22 protein-coding genes are annotated in these 23,318 nt (G+C 74.4%); 3 read left to right on the top strand and 19 right to left on the bottom strand.

Features of this window, described 5'->3' with window-relative positions; genetic code table 11:
- Window position 1: 1 nt before the first annotated feature.
- The 8 genes from mreC to G339_RS0107065 all read right to left on the bottom strand — a co-directional run bounded on the left by mreC (window position 2) and on the right by G339_RS0107065 (window position 9,887).
- Window positions 2-985 carry a rod shape-determining protein MreC gene (mreC, locus tag G339_RS0107100; RefSeq protein WP_019630379.1) on the bottom strand — a complete coding sequence of 328 codons (984 nt, stop codon included), beginning with the start codon at window positions 983-985 and terminating at the stop codon, window positions 2-4.
- A gap of 168 nt (window positions 986-1,153) precedes the next feature.
- The gene (locus tag G339_RS0107095; RefSeq protein WP_026341230.1) at window positions 1,154-2,188 is read right to left on the bottom strand and encodes a rod shape-determining protein; all 1,035 of its coding nucleotides are present in this window, start codon (window positions 2,186-2,188) and stop codon (window positions 1,154-1,156) included.
- 187 nt (window positions 2,189-2,375) lie between these two features.
- Complete coding sequence (ndk, locus tag G339_RS0107090; RefSeq protein WP_019630377.1) at window positions 2,376-2,786, bottom strand: nucleoside-diphosphate kinase; 411 nt, start codon at window positions 2,784-2,786, stop codon at window positions 2,376-2,378.
- Between the two features lie 201 nt (window positions 2,787-2,987).
- Window positions 2,988-3,428: a DUF4233 domain-containing protein gene (locus tag G339_RS0107085; protein ID WP_019630376.1), complete on the bottom strand. Its 441-nt coding sequence runs from the start codon at window positions 3,426-3,428 to the stop codon at window positions 2,988-2,990.
- A complete protein-coding gene (locus G339_RS0107080) occupies window positions 3,425-4,843 on the bottom strand; it encodes a bifunctional folylpolyglutamate synthase/dihydrofolate synthase (RefSeq protein ID WP_019630375.1) in 1,419 nt (472 codons plus the stop codon). The genes G339_RS0107085 and G339_RS0107080 overlap by 4 nt, the downstream gene beginning before the upstream one ends.
- Window positions 4,844-4,907: 64 nt before the next feature.
- Complete coding sequence (locus tag G339_RS0107075; protein WP_026341228.1) at window positions 4,908-5,951, bottom strand: hypothetical protein; 1,044 nt, start codon at window positions 5,949-5,951, stop codon at window positions 4,908-4,910.
- A 121-nt stretch (window positions 5,952-6,072) separates the two neighbouring features.
- Window positions 6,073-6,879, bottom strand: a complete 807-nt coding sequence (locus G339_RS0107070; protein ID WP_157407381.1) for a ComEA family DNA-binding protein — start codon at window positions 6,877-6,879, stop codon at window positions 6,073-6,075.
- A gap of 386 nt (window positions 6,880-7,265) precedes the next feature.
- Window positions 7,266-9,887 (bottom strand): valine--tRNA ligase, encoded by a 2,622-nt coding sequence (locus tag G339_RS0107065; protein ID WP_019630373.1) that lies wholly within the window; start codon window positions 9,885-9,887, stop codon window positions 7,266-7,268.
- Between the two features lie 252 nt (window positions 9,888-10,139).
- Between G339_RS0107065 and G339_RS0107060 the strand changes: the two genes are divergently transcribed.
- Window positions 10,140-10,919: a sensor histidine kinase gene (locus G339_RS0107060; protein ID WP_033322541.1), complete on the top strand. Its 780-nt coding sequence runs from the start codon at window positions 10,140-10,142 to the stop codon at window positions 10,917-10,919.
- A gap of 52 nt (window positions 10,920-10,971) precedes the next feature.
- On the top strand, window positions 10,972-11,619 hold the full coding sequence (locus G339_RS0107055) for a response regulator transcription factor (RefSeq protein WP_019630371.1): 648 nt from the start codon (window positions 10,972-10,974) through the stop codon (window positions 11,617-11,619).
- 6 nt (window positions 11,620-11,625) lie between these two features.
- Here G339_RS0107055 and G339_RS0107050 read toward each other — a convergent pair whose 3' ends face one another.
- Window positions 11,626-12,342, bottom strand: a complete 717-nt coding sequence (locus tag G339_RS0107050) for a TetR/AcrR family transcriptional regulator (RefSeq protein ID WP_240489750.1) — start codon at window positions 12,340-12,342, stop codon at window positions 11,626-11,628.
- 85 nt (window positions 12,343-12,427) lie between these two features.
- Between G339_RS0107050 and G339_RS0107045 the strand changes: the two genes are divergently transcribed.
- Window positions 12,428-13,879, top strand: coding sequence for an MFS transporter (locus G339_RS0107045; protein WP_019630369.1), 1,452 nt, complete (start codon window positions 12,428-12,430; stop codon window positions 13,877-13,879).
- A gap of 69 nt (window positions 13,880-13,948) precedes the next feature.
- Here the strand turns inward: G339_RS0107045 and G339_RS0107040 are convergent, their stop codons facing one another.
- From G339_RS0107040 to G339_RS32865, 10 genes are read right to left on the bottom strand one after another with little or no spacing between them, the layout of a single operon-like run.
- On the bottom strand, window positions 13,949-14,278 hold the full coding sequence (locus tag G339_RS0107040; protein ID WP_019630368.1) for a carboxymuconolactone decarboxylase family protein: 330 nt from the start codon (window positions 14,276-14,278) through the stop codon (window positions 13,949-13,951).
- Window positions 14,275-15,528: a PucR family transcriptional regulator gene (locus G339_RS0107035; protein WP_019630367.1), complete on the bottom strand. Its 1,254-nt coding sequence runs from the start codon at window positions 15,526-15,528 to the stop codon at window positions 14,275-14,277. The genes G339_RS0107040 and G339_RS0107035 overlap by 4 nt, the downstream gene beginning before the upstream one ends.
- A 4-nt stretch (window positions 15,529-15,532) precedes the next feature.
- Complete coding sequence (locus G339_RS32880) at window positions 15,533-17,119, bottom strand: class I adenylate-forming enzyme family protein (RefSeq protein WP_019630366.1); 1,587 nt, start codon at window positions 17,117-17,119, stop codon at window positions 15,533-15,535.
- Window positions 17,116-17,568: a MaoC/PaaZ C-terminal domain-containing protein gene (locus G339_RS32875; protein ID WP_019630365.1), complete on the bottom strand. Its 453-nt coding sequence runs from the start codon at window positions 17,566-17,568 to the stop codon at window positions 17,116-17,118. The genes G339_RS32880 and G339_RS32875 overlap by 4 nt, the downstream gene beginning before the upstream one ends.
- 36 nt (window positions 17,569-17,604) lie before the next feature.
- Window positions 17,605-18,321 carry an ABC transporter ATP-binding protein gene (locus G339_RS0107020; RefSeq protein WP_019630364.1) on the bottom strand — a complete coding sequence of 239 codons (717 nt, stop codon included), beginning with the start codon at window positions 18,319-18,321 and terminating at the stop codon, window positions 17,605-17,607.
- Complete coding sequence (locus G339_RS0107015) at window positions 18,318-19,043, bottom strand: ABC transporter ATP-binding protein (protein ID WP_033322355.1); 726 nt, start codon at window positions 19,041-19,043, stop codon at window positions 18,318-18,320. The genes G339_RS0107020 and G339_RS0107015 overlap by 4 nt, the downstream gene beginning before the upstream one ends.
- A complete protein-coding gene (locus G339_RS32870; RefSeq protein WP_240489756.1) occupies window positions 19,036-20,019 on the bottom strand; it encodes a branched-chain amino acid ABC transporter permease in 984 nt (327 codons plus the stop codon). The genes G339_RS0107015 and G339_RS32870 overlap by 8 nt, the downstream gene beginning before the upstream one ends.
- Window positions 20,016-20,885 (bottom strand): branched-chain amino acid ABC transporter permease, encoded by an 870-nt coding sequence (locus tag G339_RS0107005; RefSeq protein WP_019630361.1) that lies wholly within the window; start codon window positions 20,883-20,885, stop codon window positions 20,016-20,018. The genes G339_RS32870 and G339_RS0107005 overlap by 4 nt, the downstream gene beginning before the upstream one ends.
- 6 nt (window positions 20,886-20,891) lie before the next feature.
- Window positions 20,892-22,082, bottom strand: a complete 1,191-nt coding sequence (locus G339_RS0107000; RefSeq protein ID WP_084693137.1) for an ABC transporter substrate-binding protein — start codon at window positions 22,080-22,082, stop codon at window positions 20,892-20,894.
- The gene (locus tag G339_RS32865; RefSeq protein WP_019630359.1) at window positions 22,079-23,203 is read right to left on the bottom strand and encodes a class II histone deacetylase; all 1,125 of its coding nucleotides are present in this window, start codon (window positions 23,201-23,203) and stop codon (window positions 22,079-22,081) included. The genes G339_RS0107000 and G339_RS32865 overlap by 4 nt, the downstream gene beginning before the upstream one ends.
- Window positions 23,204-23,318 lie beyond the last annotated feature (115 nt).

The raw sequence follows: 23,318 nt of genomic DNA, 5'->3' as shown, positions 1-23,318 counted from the left end.
GTCAACCCTCCGTCTTCCGCTTGGCCTTCTGCTTCTTGCCCTGCTGGCGGTGGGGGGCGGGCGTGCCGGACGCGCCCGGCGACGGCGCGGCCGTCGGCGGCGGCGCGGGCCGCGGGGGCAGCACGGCGTCGCGGGGGTCGGACTTGGGCGGCGCGACCACGACGGCGACGACGTCGAGGCTGGTGAACCGCACGAACGGGCGGACCATCGCGGCGCGGCTCAGCCCGCCCTCGGGCCGGTCGATGCGCTCCACGGTGCCGATCGGGACGCCCGGCACGTACGGGGAGTCGCCCTGCGAGCCGAGCGTGACGAGCCGCTGCCCGACGCGCAGCGGCGCGTTGGCGTCCAGGAGCTGGAACTTGATGGGGGTGGAGCCGCCGTCGCCGAGGCCGCGCCGACCGCGGCCCTGCACGATGCCGATCTCCTTGGAGTCCTCCAGGCGGGCCCCCACCGACGACGCCGCGTCGGTGGCGAGCAGGACCGTCGCGGTCGCGGGGCCGACGCGGGTGACGCGGCCGACGAGCCCGGCGGCGCTCATCACCGTCATGTCGCGGCGGATGCCGCTGCTGCTGCCGACGTCGAGCGTGACGGTGTCCTCGAAGCCCTGCCCGGCGGAGATGACCTGCGCCGCGACGATCTTGTAGCCGCCGATCCCGGCGGTGTGCAGGAGCTGGTCGAGCTGCTTGCTGCGCCCCGCGTCCAGCGCGTTCGCGCGGACCTGCTCGCGCAGCCGCTGGTTCTCGCGTTCGAGCCGTTCGGCGCGGCGGCGCTGGTCGGGCGCGTCGGTGATCGCGTCGAAGGCGTTCCCGACCGGGCGGACCACGGCGGCCGACGCGCGCTCGACCGGGCCGAACACCGCGGCCCCGACGTCGCGCAGCCCGCGCAGCGGGGAGTTCTCCCCGCCCCGGTAGTCGACCGTGATCAGCACCAGGGCCGCGACGATCAGCACGCCGAGGACCGCGCGGGTCCGCCGGGTGTCGTTCACCGGCCGTCCTCCCGTTTCTCACCGCGACCGGCGGCGGCCGGTCTCGCGATCGAATCCGGCCGGGACGCGCCCGACCGGCGTTGGCGTTCCTTCCCGACCTCGCGTCCCGGCGAACCGAAACGGTCGAACCGGACACCGAGCGACGCGGTGCCCGGCGGGCGGCGCGGGTCAGTGCCGCGGTTCGGGCACCAGGACCTGCCGCAGCGACTCGAAGTCCTCCACGCACTTGCCGGTGCCGAGGACGACCGAGTCGAGCGGGTTGTCCACGAGGTGGATCGGCATCCCGGTCTCCTCGCGGAGCCGCTCGTCCAGGTTCTTCAGCAGCGCGCCGCCGCCGGTCAGCGCGATGCCCCGGTCCATGATGTCGCCGGACAGCTCCGGCGGGCACTTGTCGAGCGTGGTCTTCACCGCGTCCACGATGGAGTTCACCGGCTCCTCGATGGCGCGGCGGACCTCCTCGGACGAGATCACGACGGTCTTGGGCAGGCCGCTGACCAGGTCGCGGCCGCGGATCTCGGCGTGCGGCTCCTCGTCCCCGCCGGGGAACGCCGACCCGATCGCCATCTTGATCTCCTCGGCGGTGCGCTCCCCGAGCATCAGGGAGTACTCCTTCTTGGAGAACGAGATGACGGCCTGGTCCAGCTCGTCGCCGCCGACCCGCACGGACTGGCTGGTCACGATGCCGCCCAGTGAGATGATCGCGACCTCGGTGGTGCCGCCGCCGATGTCCACGACCATGTTGCCGGTCGGCTCGTAGACGGGCAGGCCCGCGCCGATCGCGGCGGCCATCGGCTCCTCGATGATGTAGACGCGGCGCGCGCCGGCCTGGTACCCGGCCTCCTTGACGGCGCGCTGCTCGACGCCGGTGATGCCGCTCGGCACCGCCACCACGATCCGTGGCTTGGCGAAGTGCCGCCGCTTGTGGACCTTCTGGATGAAGTACCGCAGCATGCGCTCGGTGACGTCGAAGTCGGCGATGACGCCGTCCTTCAGCGGCCGGACGGCGACGATGTTCCCGGGCGTGCGGCCGATCATGCGCTTCGCCTCGATGCCCACCGCCACGATCTTGCCCGTGTTGGTGTTGATCGCGACGACGGAGGGCTCGTTGAGGACGATGCCGCGCCCGCGGACGTAGACGAGCGTGTTCGCGGTGCCAAGGTCGACCGCCATGTCACGGCCGAGAAACGACAGTTTGTTACCCATGAAGAAAGGGAGCCCTTCATGTCGGCGGGCGTGCGGAGCGGCACCCCCTATCGTAACGTGCCACGCGGGGCCGGGTCAGCCGCCCATTCGGTGTGCGTCGCCCAAAAAACCGGCGTTGACCTGGGATTGTTCGGGTAAAACAGACGCGGGCCGGAGAGCTCCGGCCCGCGTGTGTCGGTGGCCCGGGTCAGGCCAGCTCGGGGAAGAACAGCTTGATCTCGCGCTCGGCGGAGTACGTCGAGTCCGAGCCGTGGACGATGTTCTCGCCGATCTCCAGCGCGAAGTCGCCGCGGATCGTGCCGGGGGTGGCGCTGACCGGGTCGGTCGCGCCCGCCAGCGCGCGGAACGCCTCGATCGCGCGCGGGCCCTCGACCACCAGCGCGACCAGCGGGCCGCCGGTGATGAACTCGACCAGCTCGCCGAAGAACGGCTTGCTCGCGTGCTCCTCGTAGTGCGCCTCGGCGGTCTCGCGCGGCAGGTGCTTCAGCTCCAGCGCCACCAGGCGCAGGCCCTTGCGCTCGATCCGGCTGATGACCTCGCCGACGACGCCGCGGCGGACGCCGTCGGGCTTGACCAGGACGAGAGTGCGCTCGGACACGGGTGGTTCTCCTCAAGTGACGGTGGATGGCGGCGCGCGTCCCGCCCGGTCGTCGACCGGCGGCGGGCACGTGGGGGCCGCCGTCCGGACGGGGACGCGGCCGACGCACCTTCGGCCGTGGAGTTTACCGGTCCCGCGAGGGCCGCCGCGCTGCCGGGCGGCCCGGAGCGGGGCGGCCGCCCGCCCGATTTCCGCGCGAATTCACGCGCCGGGGGCCGCGCCGCCGTTTTCCGCGTCGTTTTCCACCGAATTCGCGGCGGCCGCCGCGGCGGCCCGGCGCGCCATCCGCAACGCCGTCCACCACAGCGCGCCGAAAAGGACGCCGAGGAAGAACATCGTCGGAACGAGGAATCCCGTCAGGAAGATCGCGGCCTGCAGGGCGGTGCCCACCGGGACGCTCCACGGCCGCCGCAGCAGGCCGGGCAGCAGCAGGCACAGCACGGCCAGGCCGCCGCAGACGCCGCCCGCGAGCCCGGCGGACACGTCCAGCACCGAGATCGCCACGGGGATCGCGAGCGCGATGACGACCGCCTCGCAGACCAGCACCGTGGACAGCAGCGGCCGCCCGGTCTCCGCGACGCTCGCGCCCGCCCCGCCCGTGCCCGCCATCGGGTCCGCCTTCCGGTCCGTCGCCGCCGTCATCGGTTCCCGTCCGCCCGCAGGAGAATCCGGGCGTCGCCCGCGGTGACGACCGACCCGGTGATGAGCACGCCCGCGCCCCGGTACTCGCCGGTCTCCTCGGCGAGGCCGATCGCGCGGTCGATCGCGTCGTCCAGCCGGTCGACGAGGTGGACGCGCTCCGCGCCGAACACGCCCTCGGCCAGTTCCGCCAGTTCCTCGGGCGGCATCGAGCGCGGCGACGAGTTGCGGGTGACGACGAGTTCCGCGACGACGGGTTCGAGCTGGTCCAGCGCGCCCGCCAGGTCCTTGTCGGCCGCGCCCGCGAACACCCCGACGAGCCGGGTGAACCCGAACGACTCGGTGACGGTCGCGACCGTCGCGGCCATGCCCGCCGGGTTGTGCGACGCGTCCACCAGGACGGTCGGGCCGGTGCGCACGACCTCCAGCCGCCCCGGCGACTCGGCCTTCGCCAGCGCGCTGCGCACCAGCGCGGGATCGAGCTGGCCGTCGTCGCCGCCCGCGTAGGTCTCGCCGGGCGCGATGCGGGTCGCCGCCTCCAGCGGGACGTCGCCGGGCGTCGGGCCGCCGGACGCGAACGCCTCGACCGCCGCCACGGCCGTCGCCGCGTTGGACGCCTGGTGCTCGCCGAACAGCGGCAGGAAGACCTCGTCGTACACGCCGTGCAGGCCGCGCACCGCGATCTGCTGGCCGCCGACCGCGACCTCGCGGCTCAGCACGCCGAACTCGATGCCCTCGCGGGCCACGCTCGCGCCCGTCTCCGCGGCGCGCGCCAGCAGCACCTCGGCGGCCGCGACGGACTGCTGCGCCAGCACCGCGACCGCGCCGGGCTTGATGATCCCGGCCTTCTCGACCGCGATCTCCTCGACCGTGTCGCCGAGGTAGCGGGTGTGGTCCAGCGCGACGGGGGTGACGACGGCGACCTGGCCGTCCGCGACGTTCGTCGCGTCGGTGACGCCGCCGAGGCCGACCTCGACCACCGCGACGTCCACCGGGGCGTCGGCGAACGCGGCGAACGCCATCGCGGTCAGCACCTCGAAGAAGGACAGGCCGATCGGGTGCTTGCCGTCCACGATGTCCAGATAGGGGGCGATGTCGGCGTAGGCGGCGACGAACGCGTCCTCGCTGATCGGCTCCCCGTCGATCGCGATGCGCTCGCGGACCGACACCAGGTGCGGGCTCGTGTAGAGGCCCACGCGCAGGCCCCGCTCGCGCAGCAGCGCCGCGATCAGCCGGGCCGTGCTGGACTTGCCGTTGGTCCCCGCGACGTGGATCACCGGGTAGGCGCGCTGCGGCGACCCGAGCAGGTCGACCAGGTCGGCGATGCGGTCGAGACTCGGGTCGAAGTCCCATTCGACGCCGCGCCGGTCGATGGCGCGGACGACGGAGTCGTAGTCGGAGAGCGGGGATTCAGCCACGCCCGAAAGCCTACTCACCCGGGGCGGCGGACCGTCCCCGGGTGCGACGGCGGTCGGCGGGCGGTCAGCGGTGCTTCTCCAGGTCGGCGCGGAGCAGGCGGGCGACGACGGCCAGCTCGGACGCGGAGCGCTCGGTCTCGGCGGCGACGAAGCCGTACGTGGTGGGGGTCGCCCAGGCGCAGTACGTCCGGGTCGCGGCGAGGACGGCGAACGTCCCGCACGCGGCCGCGCCGCCCTGGCCGCCGGGGGACTCGGCGCGCGCGGCGAGCACCGTGGCGGGCTCGGCGGTGCGCAGGAACGCGGCGGGGTCGGCGATCACCTCGTGGCCCGCGATGACCAGGACCTCGCTGCTTCCGGTGCCGTAGAGCGCGGACACGACCGGGGCGTCCCGGACCCCGGCGGCGGCCAGCGCGGCGGACGCGAACGGGTACGTCTGCGCGGTCGCGGCCGCGTCGGGGACGCGGGCGAGCCCGGCCGCGCGGGGCGCCGCGACGATCCGCGCGGCGTGCGCGTCGCCGCTCCCGGCGAGCACGGCGACCGTCCCGGCCCCGAGCACGGCCGCCACGCCCAGCGCGACGAGCCCGCCGTACAACGGAACCCGCCGCCGCACCCGCTTCCCGTTGCCGTCGCTCCGCGCCGGGCCGGTGCTCGCGCCGCCGGCGGCGGGACGGGCGTCGCCCGTAGCGCTCACGCCTTCGTCGGCGGCCCGAGTGCCCTCGCCGGCGACGCCGCTCCGCGCGGCGGGACGGGCGTCGCGGGTTCCGGCGGTGCCGGCGGGCGCGGCATGGGACGCGGCGGCCGGGTCGAGCGCGGCGGCGTCGGCGGGCGCGGGGGCGGGGCCGAGCGCGGCAGAGCCGGGGGGCGCGGTGGGGGAATCGAGCGCGGCGGCCGGGTCGAGGGCCGTGGGGTCGGCGGGCGCGGTGGGCGGGCTGGTTTCGGTGGTGGCGTAGATCGGGGCGTGGGTGACGTCCACGACCGGGGTCGGGCCGGTGATCGTGGCGGTGGGGCCGGTGCCGGTGGCCGGGGAGTCCGCCCACCAGGGCGGGGACGTGCCGAACAGGCCCTCGGCGTCGACCGGACGCGACGACGGATCGGACGAGTCGGCCATGACACTCCCGGCAGCGATCCCAACAAAGGCCACGAACAGCCGAAATCGTAACGTGCCGGGACAGGATGCCGGAGCGAATCAGGGCGACCCGGACATGCCGGGTGCGCGGCGGGGCGGCGGGTCAGGCCAGGTAGAGGCCGTACTCGATCAGCTCCGGGAGCAGCTTCGGCGGCAGGTCCGCGATCGTCGCCAGTTCCTCCGCCGAACTGAACCCGCCGACGTCCTCGCGGATGCGCACGATCCGCTCGGCCGTCTCCGGCGCGATGCCGAAGCGCGTCAGCTCCCCCGCCGGGACCAGGTTGACGTCGATCAGCCCGCCGTCGTCGTACGGGCGGCGGTACGGCGGGAAATCCGTCCGGCCGATCCGCAGCTCGCGCGCCATCAGCGGGTTCTGCGCGGCGAGCGCACGCGCCTCCCGGCGCAGATGCGCGCGGGCGTTCGCCTGCTGGATCGCCGCGTGGTTGATCTGCTCGGCGGTCGGCGGCGGCACCGGCGGGCCCGGCGGCCGCATCATCACCGGCGGCGGCACGGGAGCCGCCACCGGCACCGGCGGCGCGGGATCGCGCGCGGCCATCACGATCGCGTGGACGACCCACACCGGCAGCCACAACCCGAACGTCATCACCGTCAACACCAGGTGCATGATGTGGACCGACGCGTCCGACCGGCGCTGCGGCACATGGTGGACGTGGATCGGCGCGGGCGGCACCGCCCCGCGCGGCACGTCCGGCGGAGCCCCGACCCCGGCCGCCGGACCGGCCGCGCCGACCGCCGGAGCGCCGACCGGACCGATCGCGGGACCGTGCGGATCAGGCTCGTGGACACCGCTCGTCCGCGCGTCCCGACGCAGACCCGGAACGCCCAGCGGACCGGGCGGAGGCAGGGGGCCGCGGACGAGATCGGGACGGACCGGCCGCTGATCGTGCATCGTTGCTCCCCTGCCGTCGGACGCGAACGCCCGGAGACCGGACGCGGACGCCACCTAACGCCAGTGTAAAAGACGCGTGGGGAGGCCCTGATGTTCCTGTCATTGTGGGGGGACGACCCCCCACACCCCCCGAGGCGCGGAGCATGCATCCTCGCTCGCTGGCGCTCGCTGCGGTGCATCCTCCGCGCTGCGCGCGCCCGGCCACTCGCCTGGCGGCTCGCGGCCGTGCGCGCGCGGGCAACCCCCTGGGGTTCCGTCCTTGCTCGGGTGTAGGCCCCCGGGGCTCGCGGCCGTGCGTGCGGGGCACCCGCTGTGATGTCTGTCCGTGGGTGCTCGTGTTTTTGCTACGAGGGTTCTCGCGGGTGCTCTTCGTTGCTCCCCGTTTCTTACTCCCCCAGTCCGTCGAGCTGCTTCTCCAGGCGGCGGATGTCCTCTTCGGCCTGGGTGAGGCGGGTGCGGTTCTTCTCCACGACGGCGGCGGGGGCCTTGGCGGTGAAAGCCTCGTTGTCGAGTTTGCGGCGGGTCTGGTCGGCCTCCTTGCGGGCGGCGGCCAGGTCCTTCTCCAGGCGGCGGCGCTCGGCGGCGACGTCGATGACGCCCGCCGTGTCCAGGCGGACCGTCGCGCCCTCGACGGGGAGTTCCGCCGTCGCCGCGAAGCCGTCGCCGGGCTCGGTGAGGCGCAGCAGCGTCCGGACGCCCTCCTCGTGGGCGGCGAGCGGCGAGCCGTTCCAGTCGAGCGCGGCCGTGACGCGCTGGCCCGGCTTGAGCCCCTGGTCGGCGCGGAACCGCCGGACCTCGGTGACGAGCCGCTGCAGCGACTCGATCTCGGCCTCGGCGGCGGCGTCGCGGCGCGCCGGGTCGGCGGCGGGCCACGCGGCGGTGACGACGGTGTCCTCGCCGGTCAGCGTCGTCCACAGCTCGTCCGTCACGAACGGGATCACCGGGTGCAGCAGCCGCAGCAGCTTGTCGAGCACCTCGCCGAGGACGCGGCGCGTCGCGGGCGCGCGGTCGTCGGCGAGCTGGACCTTGGCCAGCTCGACGTACCAGTCGCAGACCTCGTCCCACGCGAAGTGGTACAGCGTCTCGCACGCCTTGGCGAACTCGTACTGCTCCAGGTACCCGTCCACGTCCGCGATGACGGTGTTGAGCCGGGACAGGACCCAGCGGTCCACCGTGGACAGCTCGTCCGGCAGCGGGCCGCGCGCGTTCGCGCCGTTGATCAGCGCGAACCGGGCCGCGTTGAACAGCTTGTTGCAGAAGTTGCGGGAGCCCTGCGCCCACTCCTCGGCGACGGGCACGTCGCCGCCGGGGTTCGCGCCGCGCAGCAGCGTGAACCGGGTGGCGTCCGCGCCGTACCGCTCGATCCAGTCGAGGGGGTCCACGACGTTGCCGAAGGACTTCGACATCTTCTTGCCGTGCTGGTCGCGGACCATGCCGTGCAGGACGATCTCGCGGAACGGCACCGCGCCGTCCATCGCGTACAGCCCGAACATCATCATCCGGGCGACCCAGAAGAACAGGATGTCGTACCCGGTGACCAGCGCGGACGTCGGGTAGAAGCGCCGCAGGTCGGCGGTGTCGCCGGGCCAGCCGAGCGTGGAGAACGGCCACAGCGCCGACGAGAACCAGGTGTCCAGCACGTCGGTGTCCTGCGTCCACCCGGCGGGCGGCTCCTCGTCGGGCCCGGGGCAGACGGTCTCGCCGTCCGGCCCGTACCAGACGGGGATGCGGTGCCCCCACCAGAGCTGGCGGCTGACGCACCAGTCGTGCATGTTGTCCACCCACTCGAAGTAGCGGGCGGCCATCTCCGGCGGGTGGACGGTGACGCGGCCGTCGCGGACGGCGTCCCCGGCGGCCTTCGCCAGCGGCGCGACCTTCACGAACCACTGGAGCGAGACGCGCGGCTCCACGACCGTCGAGCAGCGCTGGCAGTGCCCGACCGAGTGCTCGTACGGCCGGACCTCCTTGACGATCCGGCCCTCCTCGCGCAGCGCGGCGACGACGGCGGGGCGCGCCTCGAACCGGTCGAGGCCGAGGAACGGGCCGGGCTCGCTGATGACGCCGCGCTCGTCCATGACCGACAGGGACGGCAGGTCGTGGCGGCGGCCGATCTCGAAGTCGTTGGGGTCGTGCGCGGGCGTGACCTTGACCGCGCCGGTGCCGAACGCCGGGTCGACGTGGGCGTCGGCGACGACGGGGATGCGGCGGCCGGTGAGCGGCAGCTCGATGGTGCGGCCGACGAGGTGCGCGTACCGCTCGTCGTCGGGGTGGACGGCGACGGCGGTGTCGCCCAGCATCGTCTCGGCGCGGGTGGTGGCGACGACGATGGAGTCGTCCCCGTCGCCGTAGCGGATGGAGACCAGCTCGCCCTCGCGGTCGGCGTGCTCGACCTCGATGTCGGACAGGGCCGTCAGGCAGCGCGGGCACCAGTTGATGATGCGCTCGGCGCGGTAGATCAGGCCGTCGTCGAACAGCCGCTTGAAGATGGTGCGGACGGCGCGGGCACGGTCGTCGTCCATCGTGAACGCCTCGCGGGACCAGTCCACGCTGTCGCCGAGGCGGCGCATCTGGCCGAGGATGCGGCCGCCGAACTCGGCCTTCCACTTCCAGACGCGGTCCACGAACGCCTCGCGGCCGAGGTCGTGGCGGGACAGGCCCTCCTTGGCCAGCTCGCGCTCGACGACGTTCTGCGTGGCGATGCCCGCGTGGTCCATGCCGGGAATCCACGCGGTCTCGTAGCCCTGCATCCGGCGGCGGCGGATCAGCGCGTCCTGGATCGAGTGGTCGAGGGCGTGGCCGACGTGCAGGGAGCCGGTGACGTTCGGCGGCGGGATGACGATCGAGTACGCGGGGCGGTCGGGGTTGCGGGCCGGGTCCGCGGTGAACAGGCCCTCGGCTACCCAACGGTCGTAGAGCCTGCCTTCGACGTCCGCCGGCTGGTAGCGGGTGGGCAGATCGACGGCGGCGGGGCCGCGCTCGTTGCTGGGAGGAGTCGTGGGCTGAGTCACGGCCAACGATTCTACGGGGACTTCGGTCGCGAACACGCCGCGCCCTCGGAGCGTCCAAGGGACGGCGGTCGCGGAGCGCGGGAAACGAACCCGCGCCGCGCGGCGCTGAGAGAGAAGACGGAGTCCTCTCCGGGTCGCGGACTGAATTGGAAAGTTCCCGTCCGGATCGGGACACACGTCACCTGACACCGGGTCATCCGACCCTGGAAGATGGCCGAGGGCGGCCTCAGCACGGCCGCGGAAGGGATCGTCATGCGAGCGGTCGTCGGCCGCGCCGCCGCGCTGGCGGGCGCGTTCGCCGCGGGACTCGTCACCGCCCGGCTCGCCGGGACGCCCCGGACGCTGCGGTTGACGTCGGAGCTGCAGCGGTCGCGGGAGCGCATCCTGGCCGTCCGGGAGGAGGAGCGCCGCAGGCTCCGGCACGACCTGCACGACGACCTCGGCCCGACGCTGGCGAGCCTGGCGCTGACGGTGGACGCGGCGCGGCTCACCCTGACCCGCGAGCCGGACCGGGTCGCGCCGGTGCTGACCGAGCTGCGGGACCGGCTGGCCGGGACGGTCGCCGAGATCCGGGACCTGGCGCGCGGGCTGCGGCCGCCCGCGCTGGACGACCTGGGCCTGGCGGCGGCGATCGAGGCGCTGGCGGAGGGCTGCGGGGACCGGGTGGACGTCCGGTTCGAGGGCTCGGCGAACGACCTGCCCGCGGCGGTGGAGGTCGCGGCGTACCGGATCGTGGCGGAGGCCGTCGCGAACATCCGCGCGCACGCGAGCGCGCCCGCCGCGCTGATCCTGCTGACCCGCCGCGAGGACCTGCAGATCGTCGTGGCCGACAGCGGGGTGGGGCTGCACCCGGGCCGGGCGGCGCTGCGGACGGGCGGCGGGCTGGCGTCGATGCGGGAGTGGGCGGCGGAGGTCGGCGGGCACTGCGCGATCGGGTCGCGGCCGGGCGGCGGGACGGTCGTCGCGGCCCGCCTGCCGCTGGCCGCCGCCCGTTACCATCGGTCTCCCACCGGCAGGGGCGGCGGACGGTGACGCGCGGGCGTCGGCGGGCGCGTCCCCACGAGCACGCGACGACGGGGTTGCGATGACCAGCGAGGCGATCCGGGTTCTCATCACCGACGACCACCCCGTGTTCCGGCAGGGGCTGAAGAGCCTGCTGTACGCGCTCGGCGGGATCGAGGTCGTCGCGGAGGCCGAGTGCGGCCCGGACGCGGTGCGGCTGTCGGCCGAGCTGCGGCCGGACGTGGTCGTGATGGACCTGCACATGGCGGGCGGCAACGGCATCGAGGCGACGCGGACGATCACCCGCAACAACCCGGCGATCGGGGTGCTGGTGCTGACGATGTTCCGCGACGACGACTCGGTGTTCGCGGCGATGCGGGCGGGCGCGCGCGGCTACCTGCTGAAGGAGTCGGGCGCGGCGGAGATCGGGCGGGCGGTGCGGGCGGTCGCGGCGGGCGAGGCGATCTACGGCCCGGACATCGCGCGCCGGGTGCTGCGGTACTTCACCGAGATGCCCGATCCGAAGAAGGCGGCGTTCCCGCAGCTCACCGACCGGGAGCGGGAGGTGCTGGAGCTGATCGCGCAGGGCCGGGGGAACGCCGACATCGCGGCGACGCTGTTCCTGAGCCAGAAGACGGTCCGCAACCACGTGTCGAACATCTTCATGAAGCTGCACGTCGCGGACCGTGCGCAGGCGATCGTCCTGGCCCGCGAGGCCGGCCTCGGCTGACCCGCCTCAGGCGCGCGGCGCGAGGCCGAGGGACGCCAGCAGGTCGGCGAGCTCGTCGTCGTAGACGGCGGCGGGGTCGCGGACGAGGGACCGCAGGTGCCCGTAGATCTCCAGGGCGACGAGCCCGTGCATGCGCCCCCAGACGCGCAGCGTGAGGGCGAGGGCGGCGGGGGGCAGGCCGGGGAACTCCGCCCGGACGTGGGCGGCGAGGCCGGGGTCGAAGTCGTCCCAGGTGCGGTCGCGCAGCGCGGGCTGCCGGGGTTCGGCGTACGGCCAGGCCGCGGCGACGAGGCCGGTGAGGCCGGTGCAGGCCCGCTGCTCGGCCTCCCTGGCGGGTCCGTCGGCGGGCGGCCGGTACCCGGGGACGGGGTCCCCGTAGACGAGCCGGAACCCCTCGGGGTTGGCGAGCGCCCATTCCCGGACGGTCCGCGCCCAGGCCAGGACGCGCCCGCCGGGGTCGTCGGCGGGGACGGCGTCGCGGGCGTTCTCGGCGGCGCGGACGAGTTCGGTGTAGACGTCGCTGATCAGCGTGGTGACCAGGTCGTCGCGGGTGGCGTAGTAGCTGTAGATCGCGCCGGCGGTCATGCCCATGCGGCGCGCGATGGCGCGCAGCGAGACGGCGTCGGGGCCGCCCTCGGCCATGAGGTCGAGCGCGATCGCCTTGATCTCCGCGCTGGTCTCCGCCCGCAGCCGGTCGCGCCGGCTCATCACCTGTTCGCCCACGCTTGACAGCCTACAGCGTTGCCGTACTGTTCACCGTGGCAAGTCTGAACGCCGTGTAATAATCAAATCCCGTGCAGGAGAATCCGTGGACAACGCCCCACGACCGCCGACCCGGCCCGGCGCCCGCCTGGCCCTGCTGGCGTTCACCCAGCTCATCGTGGCTCTGGACTACAACATCGTTTATGTGGCGCTGCCCGACATCACGGGCGCGCTCGGCTTCACCGCCGCGTCCGCGCAGTGGGTCGTCAGCGCGTACGCCGTCGGCCTCGGCGGGCTGCTGCTGTTCGGCGGGCGCGCCGTCGACCGGCTCGGCCCGCGCCGCGTGTTCGTGTTCGGCCTCGCGCTGTACGGGGTCGCGTCCCTGGCGGGCGGCCTCGCCCCGGACGCGGGCGTGCTCGTCGCCGCCCGCGCCGTGCAGGGCGTCGGCGGCGCGCTGCTCACCCCCGCGACGCTCGCGCTGATCTACCGGGGATTCGCCGAGGGCGCCGACCGCAACCGGGCGCTCGGCGCCTGGGGGATGGCGGGCAGCGCCGGGCTGGCCGCCGGATCGCTGCTCGGCGGTGTCCTCACCAACTACCTCGGGTGGGAGTGGGTGTTCTTCGTCAACGTGCCGCTCGCGCTGGCCGCCGCGCTGGCCGCGCCCCGGCTGCTGCCCGCCGACCCGCCGCGCGCCGCCGGGGCGGGCGGGTTCGACGTGCCGGGCGCGGTGCTGGCCACGGCCGGGTCGGTGCTGCTGGTGCTGGGCCTGGCGAGCGGCCCGGAGCACGGCTGGTGGTCGGTGCGCGGCGCCGGGTCGCTGGCCGCCGGGGCGGTGCTGCTGGCGGCGCTGCCGGTCGTCGAGGCGCGGACGCGGGACCCGCTCGTCCCGCTGCGGCTGCTGCGCACCCGGAACCTCGCCACGACGATGGTGGTGATCGCGCTGTTCCAGGCGACGCTCGGCGGCGGGTACTACGTCCTCACGTCCTATCTCCAGCCCGTCCTCGGGTACAGCGCGCTGGAGGCCGGACTGACGTTCCTGCCGCTGACGCTGGTGTGCATGGCCGCCGCGCTGAAGGCCGCGCCGCCGATGCTCGGCCGGTGGGGCGTCCGCGCGACGCTCGCCGCCGGGATGCTCGGCACCGCCGCCGGGATCGCCGTGCTCGTCGCCGGGGCGACGTCCGGCGGCGGGTTCTGGACGCTGCTGCCCGGCAGCGTCGTGTGGGGGTTCTTCGGCGGCGTCGCGTTCGTGGCGCTGTTCGCCTCGGCGGGCGCCGGGGTCGCGCCCGCCGAGCAGGGCGTCGCGTCGGGCCTGGCCAGCACCGCCAAGGAGATCGGCGGCGCGCTGGGGCTGGCGGTGTTCGTCGGCGTCGCCACCGCCGGGCGCGCGGCGGGCGGCGGCGCGCCGGAGCTGCTGGACGGCCTGCACGCCGCGGGCTGGGCCATCGCCGCCGTCACCGCCGTCGGGGGCCTGGCGGCCCTCGCCCTCAAGCCGCCCGGGGCGGAACGCGCGCCGCAGGACGGGCCCGCGGCCCCGGCCGCGGAGGAGGTCGCCTCCTGACCCGCGGCGCGGTGCGCGAGTGAGCCGCGCGGCGGCCGGCCCCGGGTGGGGACGGCCGCCGCGGCGGTGTCAGGAGCGGTCGAACATCTTCAGGGTCAGCGCGCCGTGCGCGGCGGCGGCGCCGGCGCGCAGGGCGGCCGCGACGAAGACGGCCTCGGCGACCTCCTCGCGGGTCGCGCCCGCCTTCTTGGCCGCCGCCGCGTGGTCCTCCAGGCAGTAGACGCACTGGGTGGAGTGGGCGACGGCGAGGGCGATCAGCTCGCGGTACTTGAGCGGGATCGCGCCGTCCTCGCGGCCGACGGACAGGTCGAGCCGCATCCAGGCGTTGAACTCCCGCGGGGCGAGCTTCTTGAGTTCGGGGAGCAGGTCCATGTCGGCGGGGTCGTGGTAGTGGTTCATGGTGCCTCGTCGGTGTCGGGGGCGGGTCCGGTGCGGGTGCGCGCGCCGAGGCGGCGGAACATCCGGACGTAGATGAGCAGGTCCAGCAGTTGCGAGTGGTCGCGGGTGTCGATCCCGAACAGCCGCTCGATGCGGGACAGCCGGTAGTAGATGGTGTTGGTGTGGATGTGCAGGTGCTCGGCGGCCTCGCGGGCGCGCATCCCGCTCTGCAGGTAGACGCTGATCGTCTCGACCAGCTCGTGCGCGTACGCGTCGCCGCGCGCCAGTTCCGCGAGGACGGCGGGCGGCGCGAGCTGCAGGACGTCCTGCGCGCCGGTCTCCAGGAGGTAGTCGAACGCGCTGAGCGCCCCGAGCGCCGTGACGGGCCGGTCCGGGGTGGACATGTCGGCCGCGGCGAGCGCCTGCCGGTACGCCGTCCGGACGTCCCCGACGTGCGCGACGGGCAGGCTGACGCCCGCCCGCACCCGCCCGCCGGGGTCCGCGCCGATCGCGGCGCGGACCGCGTCGGCCACCGCCGCCCCGCCGAGGTCGCCCGGCGCGACGGCGGTGACCTGCGAGTGCGTCAGCGCCACGAACGGCCGCAGCCCGCCGCCCGCGGCGGCCAGCGACGACTCCAGCCGGACCGCGACCGCCTGCGTGCGCTCGTGCGCGGTCGCCAGCGGCGACGCGGGCAGGCTGACCACCGCGACGTAGTTGCGGCGGCCGACCGCGCAGCCGAGGCGGCGCAGCCGGGTCTCGGCCTCGACGCCGGACACGCGGCCGTGGACGAGGTCGTCCAGCAGGTCGCGGCGGTCGGCCGCCTCGGCGGCGGTGCGCCGCCGGTCCTGCGCGAGGTAGCTCTCGATCGTGACGTTGCGGGCCAGCTCGCCGTAGGCGAACCAGCGCGCCGCGACCTCGCGGACGTCGTCGAGGGCGGCCCCGGCCCCGGGCCGCTCGACGGCCCGCAGCAGCCACTCCCACAGGGCGATCTCGCCGATCCGGTACGCGCCGAGCGTCGGCAGCAGCGCGAACCCGGTGCGGACGCGGACGGCGGTGATGTCCCGCTCGAACGCCAGCTCCGGGGGCTCGCCGCCGTCGCTCCAGTCCAGGAACGCGCGCAGGTGCCGGGACGTGTTGTCCTCGACCTCGGCGTGCCCCGCGTACTCGGGGATCTCCGCGCGGATGCGCTCGGAGATCTCGGCGGCGACGGCGTCGCGTTCGGCGGCCAGCGCGGCGAGCAGCCGCTCGGCGCCGGGGCTCAGCGCGCTCATGAGGTCATCCCGCCGCCCTCCCCGCCGGGTGCTCGGCGGCGGCGCGCGCCGCCAGCGCCTTCTTGTCGATCTTACCCACCGGCAGCAGCGGCAACTCGCTGACCAGCGAGAACACCTTGGGGATCTTGTAGTTGGCGAGCCGGGCGCGGCACCAGACGTGCAGGTCCTCCGGCGTCAGCGCCGCCGCCGCGTCGCACTCGACGAACGCGACGCCGACCTCGTCGTACACCGGGTCGGGGACGGCGACGACCGCCGCCATCCGCACCGCCGGGTGCGCCTCGACGGCGAGTTCGATCTCGCGCGGGTACACGTTGTAGCCGCCGGACTTGAACATCTCCTTCTGCCGTCCGACGAGCTGGAGGTTGCCGTCCGCGCGGCGGACGGCGACGTCGCCGGTGCGCAGGTAGCCGTCGGGCGTCCCGGCGGCGAGGGTCGCGTCGGGGTTGCGGAAGTAGCCGAGCATCCGGCCGGGGTGGCGGACCTGGACCTCGCCCTCCGCGCCGACGCCGACGTCCTTCCCGTCCGGCCCGGCGAGGCGCACGTCGATCTCGGGGATGGGGCGGCCGACGGTGGTGGACAGGACCTCGTCGGACGCGTCCGGGTCGGAGTAGGTGACGGACCCGGTGATCTCGGTGAGCCCGTAGGTGACGCCGAGCCGGGACGCGACGCGCCGGTACCGGCGGACGACGTGCGCGGGCAGCGGCCCGCCGCCCCAGTGGACGGCCTCCAGCGACGACAGGTCCGCGGACGCGAACCGGGGGTGCTCCGACAGCAGTTTCAGCGTCGTCGGGACCTGCATGAGCGCGGTGACGCGGTGCCGCTCGACGGCGTCGAAGACCGCGTCCGGGGAGAACCGCTCCTGGAACACGATCGTCCCGCCGCCGACGAGCGGCGTGCAGCACAGGTCCCCGACGCCGCCGATGTGGTTGACCGGCAGGTTCGCGATGACGCGCAGCACCGACGCGGACTGGTGCCGCGCCTGGATGCGGAAGCACGTGCAGATCGCCCGGTGGCCGAGGACCGCGCCCTTCGGGGTGCCGGTGCTGCCGGAGGTGTAGACGATGAGCGCGGCGTCGTCGGGGGTGACGGCCGCGCGGGCGGCCTCCAGCGCGTCGTCGGGGACGGCCGCGCCCGCCGCGAGGAACGCGGCCCAGCCGGGCTCGCCGTCGCCGAACAGCACGACCGAGCCGACCTCGCCGCGCTCGGCGACGGCGCGCGCGTCGTCGCCGAACTCGCGGTCCTCGGCGCGGGCCAGCGCGAGCAGCAGCACGGGGCGGCTGTCGGTGACGACGTGCTCCATCTCCCCGAGCCGGTAGCGCGGGTTGAGGCCGACCCAGACCGCGCCGACGCTCGCGCACGCCAGGAACGTCTGCCAGAACTCCGGGCGCGGGGTGGTGAGCATCGCGACGCGGTCGCCGCGCCGCACGCCCGCCGCCAGCAGCGCCCGCGCGACGGCGTCGACCTGGGCGGACAGCTCGGCGTAGGTCGCGACGGCGTCGCCGAACGCCCACGCGGGCGCGTCGGGGGCGGCCGCCGCCCAGTGCCGGACGTAGTCCGCGAGGCGGTCGTGCTCAGGGACGATCGGGGTCACGACGCGTCCCCGGTCCCGCGCTGCAGGACGACCCACCGCGCCACCATCGCGGGCTTCTCGCGCCCCTCGACGTACATCGTGTTGTCGGTGGTGAGCAGCGTCCCGCCCGAGCGCTCCACGGCCGACACCACGACGGACTCGACGCGGACGCGCTCGCCCAGCATCACCGGCGAGGTGAACCGCACCCGGTCGGTGCCGTAGTTGAAGCCGTAGCCGCCGTCCCCGGCGCGCGGCGCGTACTTGAAGCTGAAGTACGTCAGCAGGCTGAGCAGCAGGAACCCGTCGACCAGCGTGGAGCCGAGCGGGTGGTTGCGGCTCGGCGTGAGGTCGACGTGCGCGTCGTCCAGGTACGTCGCCCAGGAGAACTGGCGCAGGTGCTCCTCGTCGATCGTGAACCAGTCGCTCACGAAGTGGGTGTCGCCCGGGAGCGGGGGCGTGCGGTCCGGCATGGGGCTCCTTCTGGATGGAGGGGGAAGGTGGCTGGTTCAGGTGTCGGCGCCGAGGTAGGCGGCGACGACGCCGGAGTCGGCGAGCAGTTCCGCGCCCGTGCCGGAGAGGACGACGCGCCCGCTCTCCAGCACGTAGCCGCGCTCGCTGACCGACAGGGAGGCGTGGAGGTTCTGTTCGGCGAGGACGACGGCGGTCCCGCCGTCGGCGATCTCGCGGACGGCGGCGATGACGGCGTCCACCATGAGCGGCGCGAGGCCGAGCGTGGGCTCGTCCAGCACCAGCACGGCGGGGCGGCCCATCATGGCGCGGCCGATCGCGACCATCTGCTGCTCGCCGCCGCTGAGCGTCCCGGCGGCCTGGTCGCGGCGCTTGCCGATGACGGGGAACAGCTCCGTCAGCTCCGCGACGCGCGCGTTGATCGCGGCGCGGCGCGCGCCGGAGGCGATGCCGCCGACGACGAGGTTCTCGTGGACGGTCAGGCCGGGGAACAGGTGGCGGCCCTCGGGGCACAGCACGAGCCCGTGCCGGACCCGCCAGGGCGCGCCGCGCGCGGTCACGTCGCGGCCGTCGAGGCGGACGGTCCCGGCGCGCGCGGGGACGAGCCCGGCGACGGCGTTGAGCAGCGTCGACTTCCCGACGCCGTTCGCGCCGACGACGCTGACGCACTCCCCCGCGTCCACCGCGATCGAGACGCCGTGCAGGACGGGCCGCGCGCCGTACGCGCAGCGCAGGTCGGAGACTTCCAGTTTCACGCGGGCTCGCCCCTCTCTCCCAGGTAGGCGGCGCGGACTGCGGCGTCGGCGGTGACCTCGGCGGGCGTGCCGAGCGCGAGCGGCGCGCCGGACGCCATGACGAGGATGCGGTCGCACAGCGACGTCATGAGCCGCATCTTGTGGTCGATGACGACGAGCGTGACGCCGGTGGCGTTGACGCGCCGCAGCAGCGCGCCGAGGTCCGCGACCTCCTGCTCGACGAGGCCGCCGCTGGGCTCGTCGAGCAGGAGCAGGCGCGGCCCGCTCATCAGCGCCATCGCGATGGCGAGGCGCTGCTGCTCGTAGACGGGCAGCAGGCCGGCGCGGCGGTTCTCCCGGCCGCGCAGGTCGAGCAGGTCCAGCATCTCGGCGACGCGGCCGGGGCCGGTGCGCGTCCGGTGCGCGACCTGCGCGATGGCGAGGTTGTCCGCGACGGTGGAGTCGCCGAAGACCTGGCTGGACTGGAAGGTGCGGGCCAGGCCGAGGCGGCTGCGACGGCTCGGGGTGAACCGGTCCACGCGGGAGCCGAGGACGGTGACGGTCCCGGCGTCCTGCCGGTCCGAGCCGGCGATCAGGCTGAACAGCGTGGACTTCCCCGCGCCGTTCGGGCCGATGACGCCCATGATCTCGCCCTCGGCGACGTCGAAGGAGATCCCGTCCACGGCCCGGACGCCGCCGAAGCTGCGGCTCAGCCCGTCGACGCTCAGCACGGTTTCAGGCATTCGTGCTCACCTTCTCCTCCTCCGCCTCGGGCTCGGGCGCGGGCCGCTCGCGCTCGACCAGCAGCCGCCGCAGCGTCCCGGCCACGCCGTGCGGCGCGAACCGGATGACGACCAGCAGCACGACGCCGAGCGCCAGCACCGAGTACTCCTGCGCGCCGCGCAGCGCCTCGGGCAGCAGCACGTGGACGGCCGCGCCGATGACGGGCCCGAGCGCCGTCCCGCCGCCGCCGATGATCAGCGCGAGGCCGGTCTTGAAGTTCAGGTCGATGCCGCCCGCCGACGGGTCCAGGAACCCGATGTAGGGCGCGTACACCGATCCGGCGAGCGCGGCCATCGCGGAGCTGATGAGCAGCGCCGCGAGCCGGGTGCGGACGGGGTCGATGCCGAGCGCGTCCGCGAGCCGCCCGTTCTGCTTGATCGCGGCGAGGCGGCGGCCGAGCGGGGACCGCACGACCAGCGCGGACACGCCGCAGAACACGACGAGGAACCCGAACGCCAGCAGGTACCGGGCCGTGGGCGACTCGAACGAGACGCCGGGCAGGCCGCTGTAGGTCGGGATCGGGCCGAGGCCGAGCTCACCGCCCGTCACGGCCGTCCACCGGCTGAGGACGAGCTGCGCCATCAGCCCGAACGCCAGGCTGGCGATGACGAAGTAGTGCCCGTGCATCCGCAGCGTCAGCAGTCCGAGCAGCCCGCCCATCGCGCAGCCGAGGACGGCCGCGACGGGCAGCGTCGCCCAGAAGTTCCACTGGTGCGTCGTCATCAGCACGCCGGTGGCGTACGCGCCCGCGCCGAACATGCCGCCGTGCGCGACGGACACGAGCCCGCCGTACCCGAAGCACAGGTTCAGCGCGACCATCAGCCCGCCGTAGATCACGACGAGGCTGGCGAGCTGGAGCGCGTAGGGCGAGCCGAGGACGAACGGCAGCACGGCCCCGAGGGGGACGAGCGCCCAGGCGAGGACGCGTCCGGTCATCTCCACGCGACGGCCTCCTTCCCGAACAGGCCCTGCGGGCGGACGACGAGCACGAGGATCAGCAGCAGCACCGGGTAGGCGTCGCGCCACTCCAGCGACAGGTACGCCGCGCCGAACGCCTCGACCGCGCCGAGCACGATCCCGCCGACGACCGCGCCGTTGACGCTGCCCATCCCGGCCAGGACGATCACGACGAACGCCTTGATCGCGAGCGGGTCGCCGACCGTCGGGTACGCCTGGGAGATCGGGACGAGCAGCGCCCCGGCGAGCCCGGCGAGCGCGCTGCCGATCGCCATCGCCAGCAGCCCGACCGCGCGGGGCCGCAGCCCGACGGCCTGCGCGCCGGTCCGGCTCTGCGCGGCGGCGCGCACCGACAGGCCGGTGAGCGTGCGGGTGAGGAACAGGTGGAGCCCGACGAACAGCGCCACGGCGACGCCGATGATGATGAGCCGCTGGTAGGTGATCGTCGCCCCGGCGATCGTGATGGACCCGGGGACGGCCTCCTCCACGCTGCGCGGGTCCGGCCCCCAGATCACCTGGGCCGCGCCCTGCAGCACCATGACCAGGCCGAACGCCGCGATGAACAGCGTCTCGGACGGGGCCTTGCGGAGCTGGTCGAACACCGCCGCGTGGGTGATGACGCCGAGCGCGGCGAGCGCCGCGACGGCGACGAGCAGCCCGAGCCAGTAGCTCCCGGTCTCCCCGCCGACCCACCAGGTGAGGTAGCCGCCGATCATGGCGTGCGCGCCGAACGCGAACTGCGGGATGTCCATGACGCCGAAGACCAGCGCCAGGCCAGCGGCGACCAGGGCGTAGATGCTGCCGAGCATCACCCCGTTCGCGAGCGTCTGGGTGAACAGTTCCATGCGGGGCTACTCGGTGATCTCGCGGTAGGCGCCGTCGTCGCCGACGAGCCGCAGGTGGACCGTTCCAGTGACCTCGCCGTTCGGCTGCATCCCGGTGATGCCGAGGGTGTTGGCGGACTCGTCCAGCGCCTTCGGCATCGCCGCGCGCATCTTGACGGGGTCGGTGGACCCGGCGACGCTCGCGGCGGTCGCCAGCCAGGACGCCTGCGAGTACATCGTGGACGCGCTCGGGTCGCCCCTGCGCCCGAACTTCGCCTGGAACGCCTTCTGGAACTCGGCCTCGGCGGTGCCGCCGGAGTTCCACGGGCCGCTCTCGAACAGCGAGCCCGCGAGCTTCTTCGGCCCGCCGAGCTTGCCCGCCACGTCGTCGGCGTCGCAGGCGAGCATGAACATGAACCGGCCCTTGTAGCCGAGCTGCCGGGCCTGCTTGACGGTCGACGCGGCCATGTCGCAGGTCAGCGGCAGGGCGAGCAGGTTCGCGCCGCCGGTGATGAGCGGGGTGAGCTGCGGGTACAGGTCCGTCGTCCCGGCCTTGAAGCTGGCCTTGCGGACGGCCGGGAACCCGGCGGCCTCCGCGCCCTTGGCGAAGTCGTTGGCCCAGCCGGTGCCGAACTCGTCGTCGGTGCCCAGCACGGCGATCTTGTCGATGCCGAGCTTGTCGCGGGTGTTGGCCTGCGCGAGGAGCTTCCCGGTGCCCGGCATGTACGCCGACGTCGCGAACCAGTAGCGGCTGATGAACTTGTTGCCGCTCTGCACGACCTTGTCGGTCGCGGCGCTGGTGTTGATGATGAACTCCTGGCCCTTCTGCTGGTTGAAGCTCATCAGCGGGAGGGTGTCCACGGAGGTCGCGGTGAGGACGGCTGCCGCGCCGTCGCGGCTGGCGAGCTTGCGCCCGCAGGTGACGGCCTTGGCCGACTGGTACTCGCTGTCGCAGTAGACGACCTTGACCTTGGCCTTCTTGCCGCCGACGTCGACGCCGCCCGCCTTGTTCGCGGTCTCGGCGTACAGGTCGATGCCCTCGCGGCTCTTCTTGCCGAGGTCGGCGGCCGGGCCGGACAGCGGGAGGATCACGCCGAGCTTCAGTTCGCCGGAGCCGCCGCCGTCGCCGCCCGCGCCGTTGCACGCGGACAGCAGCAGGGTTCCTGCGGCGGCGAGCGCCACGGCGGCGGCGCCCGTCCGGGGGGTGGGACGAATCATGCGGGGACTCCTGAATCGGTCGGGGCGCCGCCGTCGCGGATCGCGGTGACGAGCGCGGCCTGGTGCGGCTGGAGCGCTTGGAGGGGGTTGGCGGCGAGGCGGGCCAGCGCCGGGTCGGCGGCCTCGGTGCGGTGACCGCTCAGCGCCTCGACCACGGCGAGCGCGCAGAACGGGACGTAGAAGGCCGAGTAGCCGCCCTCGTGGACGACCAGCAGCCGGTCGTCGGCGGACTCGGCGGCGACCGCCATGAGGCGTTCGGTCATCCACCGGTAGGCGTCGCTGTGCAGCATCATCCGGCCGTTGGGGTCGAACGCCGCCGAGTCGTAGCCGCTCGCCGCGACGACGAACTGCGGGCGGAACGCGCGCAGGCGCGGCAGCACGATCTGCTCGAACGCGTACTCGTACGCGCCCGTCCCGCATCCGGCGGGCAGCGGGACGTTGACGTTCGCGCCCTCCGCGCCCGGCCCGCCCGTCTCGGCGGCCAGGCCGCCGTCGGGGAACAGCCGGTCCTGGTGGATCGAGACCGTCAGGACGTCCGGGTCGCCGTAGAAGATGTCCTGCGTGCCGTTGCCGTGGTGGACGTCCCAGTCCACGACCGCGACCCGTTCGATCCCGTGGACCGCGCGGACGTGCTCGACGGCCAGCGCGACGTTCGCGAGCACGCAGAACCCGAGCCCGGTGTCGGGCAGCGCGTGGTGGCCCGGCGGGCGCGTGAGGACGTAGGCGTTGCGGACCGCGCCGCGCGCGACGGCGTCGGCGGCCTCGATGGTCCCGCCCGCCGCCAGCTCGGCGATCTCCAGATCGCCCGGCCCGAACGGCACCCGCTGGATCTCGCGGTCCGCGAACCCGCCCTTGGGCTTGGCGTTCTCGGCGGCGAGATAGTCCAGGTAGCCGGGCGTGTGGACGCGCAGCAGCTCCTCGCGCGTCGCGCGGCGCGCCGCCACCGGCGTGAGCCGGTCCAGCAGCCCCGACGCCGCGACGAGCGAGGCGACGCGCCGCTTGGTCTCGCCGTTCTCCATGTGCTCGCCCGGCTCGACGAACCCGCCCGGTGCGAGCGGACCGGCCCAGCGGCCGTTGTCGAACCACGCGAGCCGTTCGTTCCAGACCCAGCCCGTGCCCATGTCGCGCGCTCCTCCCTGCGGTGATGTGAGGAGAATCGCAGGGCGGAGTGAGCGAGGTCACTGTCGTGCCGCGCAGAGGAGGGACGGTGCCCGCTGTGCGTTTTCACAGCGGGCG

This window comes from Actinomadura atramentaria DSM 43919 (assembly GCF_000381885.1).
GTDB classification, from domain to species: Bacteria; Actinomycetota; Actinomycetes; order Streptosporangiales; family Streptosporangiaceae; genus Spirillospora; species Spirillospora atramentaria.
The sequence above is the reverse complement of the archived record's forward strand: the minus strand, read 5'-3'. Positions and strand labels throughout refer to the sequence as shown.

What these genes read in the sequence shown, in the direction of transcription:
- G339_RS0107095 (WP_026341230.1), bottom strand. Translation starts at nt 2,188, where the DNA reads ATGGGTAACAAACTGTCGTTTCTCGGCCGTGACATGGCGGTCGACCTT.
- G339_RS0107085 (WP_019630376.1), bottom strand. Translation starts at nt 3,428, where the DNA reads ATGACGGCGGCGACGGACCGGAAGGCGGACCCGATGGCGGGCACGGGC.
- G339_RS0107075 (WP_026341228.1), bottom strand. Translation starts at nt 5,951, where the DNA reads ATGGCCGACTCGTCCGATCCGTCGTCGCGTCCGGTCGACGCCGAGGGC.
- G339_RS0107070 (WP_157407381.1), bottom strand. Translation starts at nt 6,879, where the DNA reads ATGCACGATCAGCGGCCGGTCCGTCCCGATCTCGTCCGCGGCCCCCTG.
- G339_RS0107060 (WP_033322541.1), top strand. Translation starts at nt 10,140, where the DNA reads ATGCGAGCGGTCGTCGGCCGCGCCGCCGCGCTGGCGGGCGCGTTCGCC.
- G339_RS0107055 (WP_019630371.1), top strand. Translation starts at nt 10,972, where the DNA reads ATGACCAGCGAGGCGATCCGGGTTCTCATCACCGACGACCACCCCGTG.
- G339_RS0107040 (WP_019630368.1), bottom strand. Translation starts at nt 14,278, where the DNA reads ATGAACCACTACCACGACCCCGCCGACATGGACCTGCTCCCCGAACTC.
- G339_RS0107035 (WP_019630367.1), bottom strand. Translation starts at nt 15,528, where the DNA reads ATGAGCGCGCTGAGCCCCGGCGCCGAGCGGCTGCTCGCCGCGCTGGCC.
- G339_RS32875 (WP_019630365.1), bottom strand. Translation starts at nt 17,568, where the DNA reads ATGCCGGACCGCACGCCCCCGCTCCCGGGCGACACCCACTTCGTGAGC.
- G339_RS0107015 (WP_033322355.1), bottom strand. Translation starts at nt 19,043, where the DNA reads ATGCCTGAAACCGTGCTGAGCGTCGACGGGCTGAGCCGCAGCTTCGGC.
- G339_RS32870 (WP_240489756.1), bottom strand. Translation starts at nt 20,019, where the DNA reads ATGACCGGACGCGTCCTCGCCTGGGCGCTCGTCCCCCTCGGGGCCGTG.
- G339_RS0107005 (WP_019630361.1), bottom strand. Translation starts at nt 20,885, where the DNA reads ATGGAACTGTTCACCCAGACGCTCGCGAACGGGGTGATGCTCGGCAGC.
- G339_RS0107000 (WP_084693137.1), bottom strand. Translation starts at nt 22,082, where the DNA reads ATGATTCGTCCCACCCCCCGGACGGGCGCCGCCGCCGTGGCGCTCGCC.
- G339_RS32865 (WP_019630359.1), bottom strand. Translation starts at nt 23,203, where the DNA reads ATGGGCACGGGCTGGGTCTGGAACGAACGGCTCGCGTGGTTCGACAAC.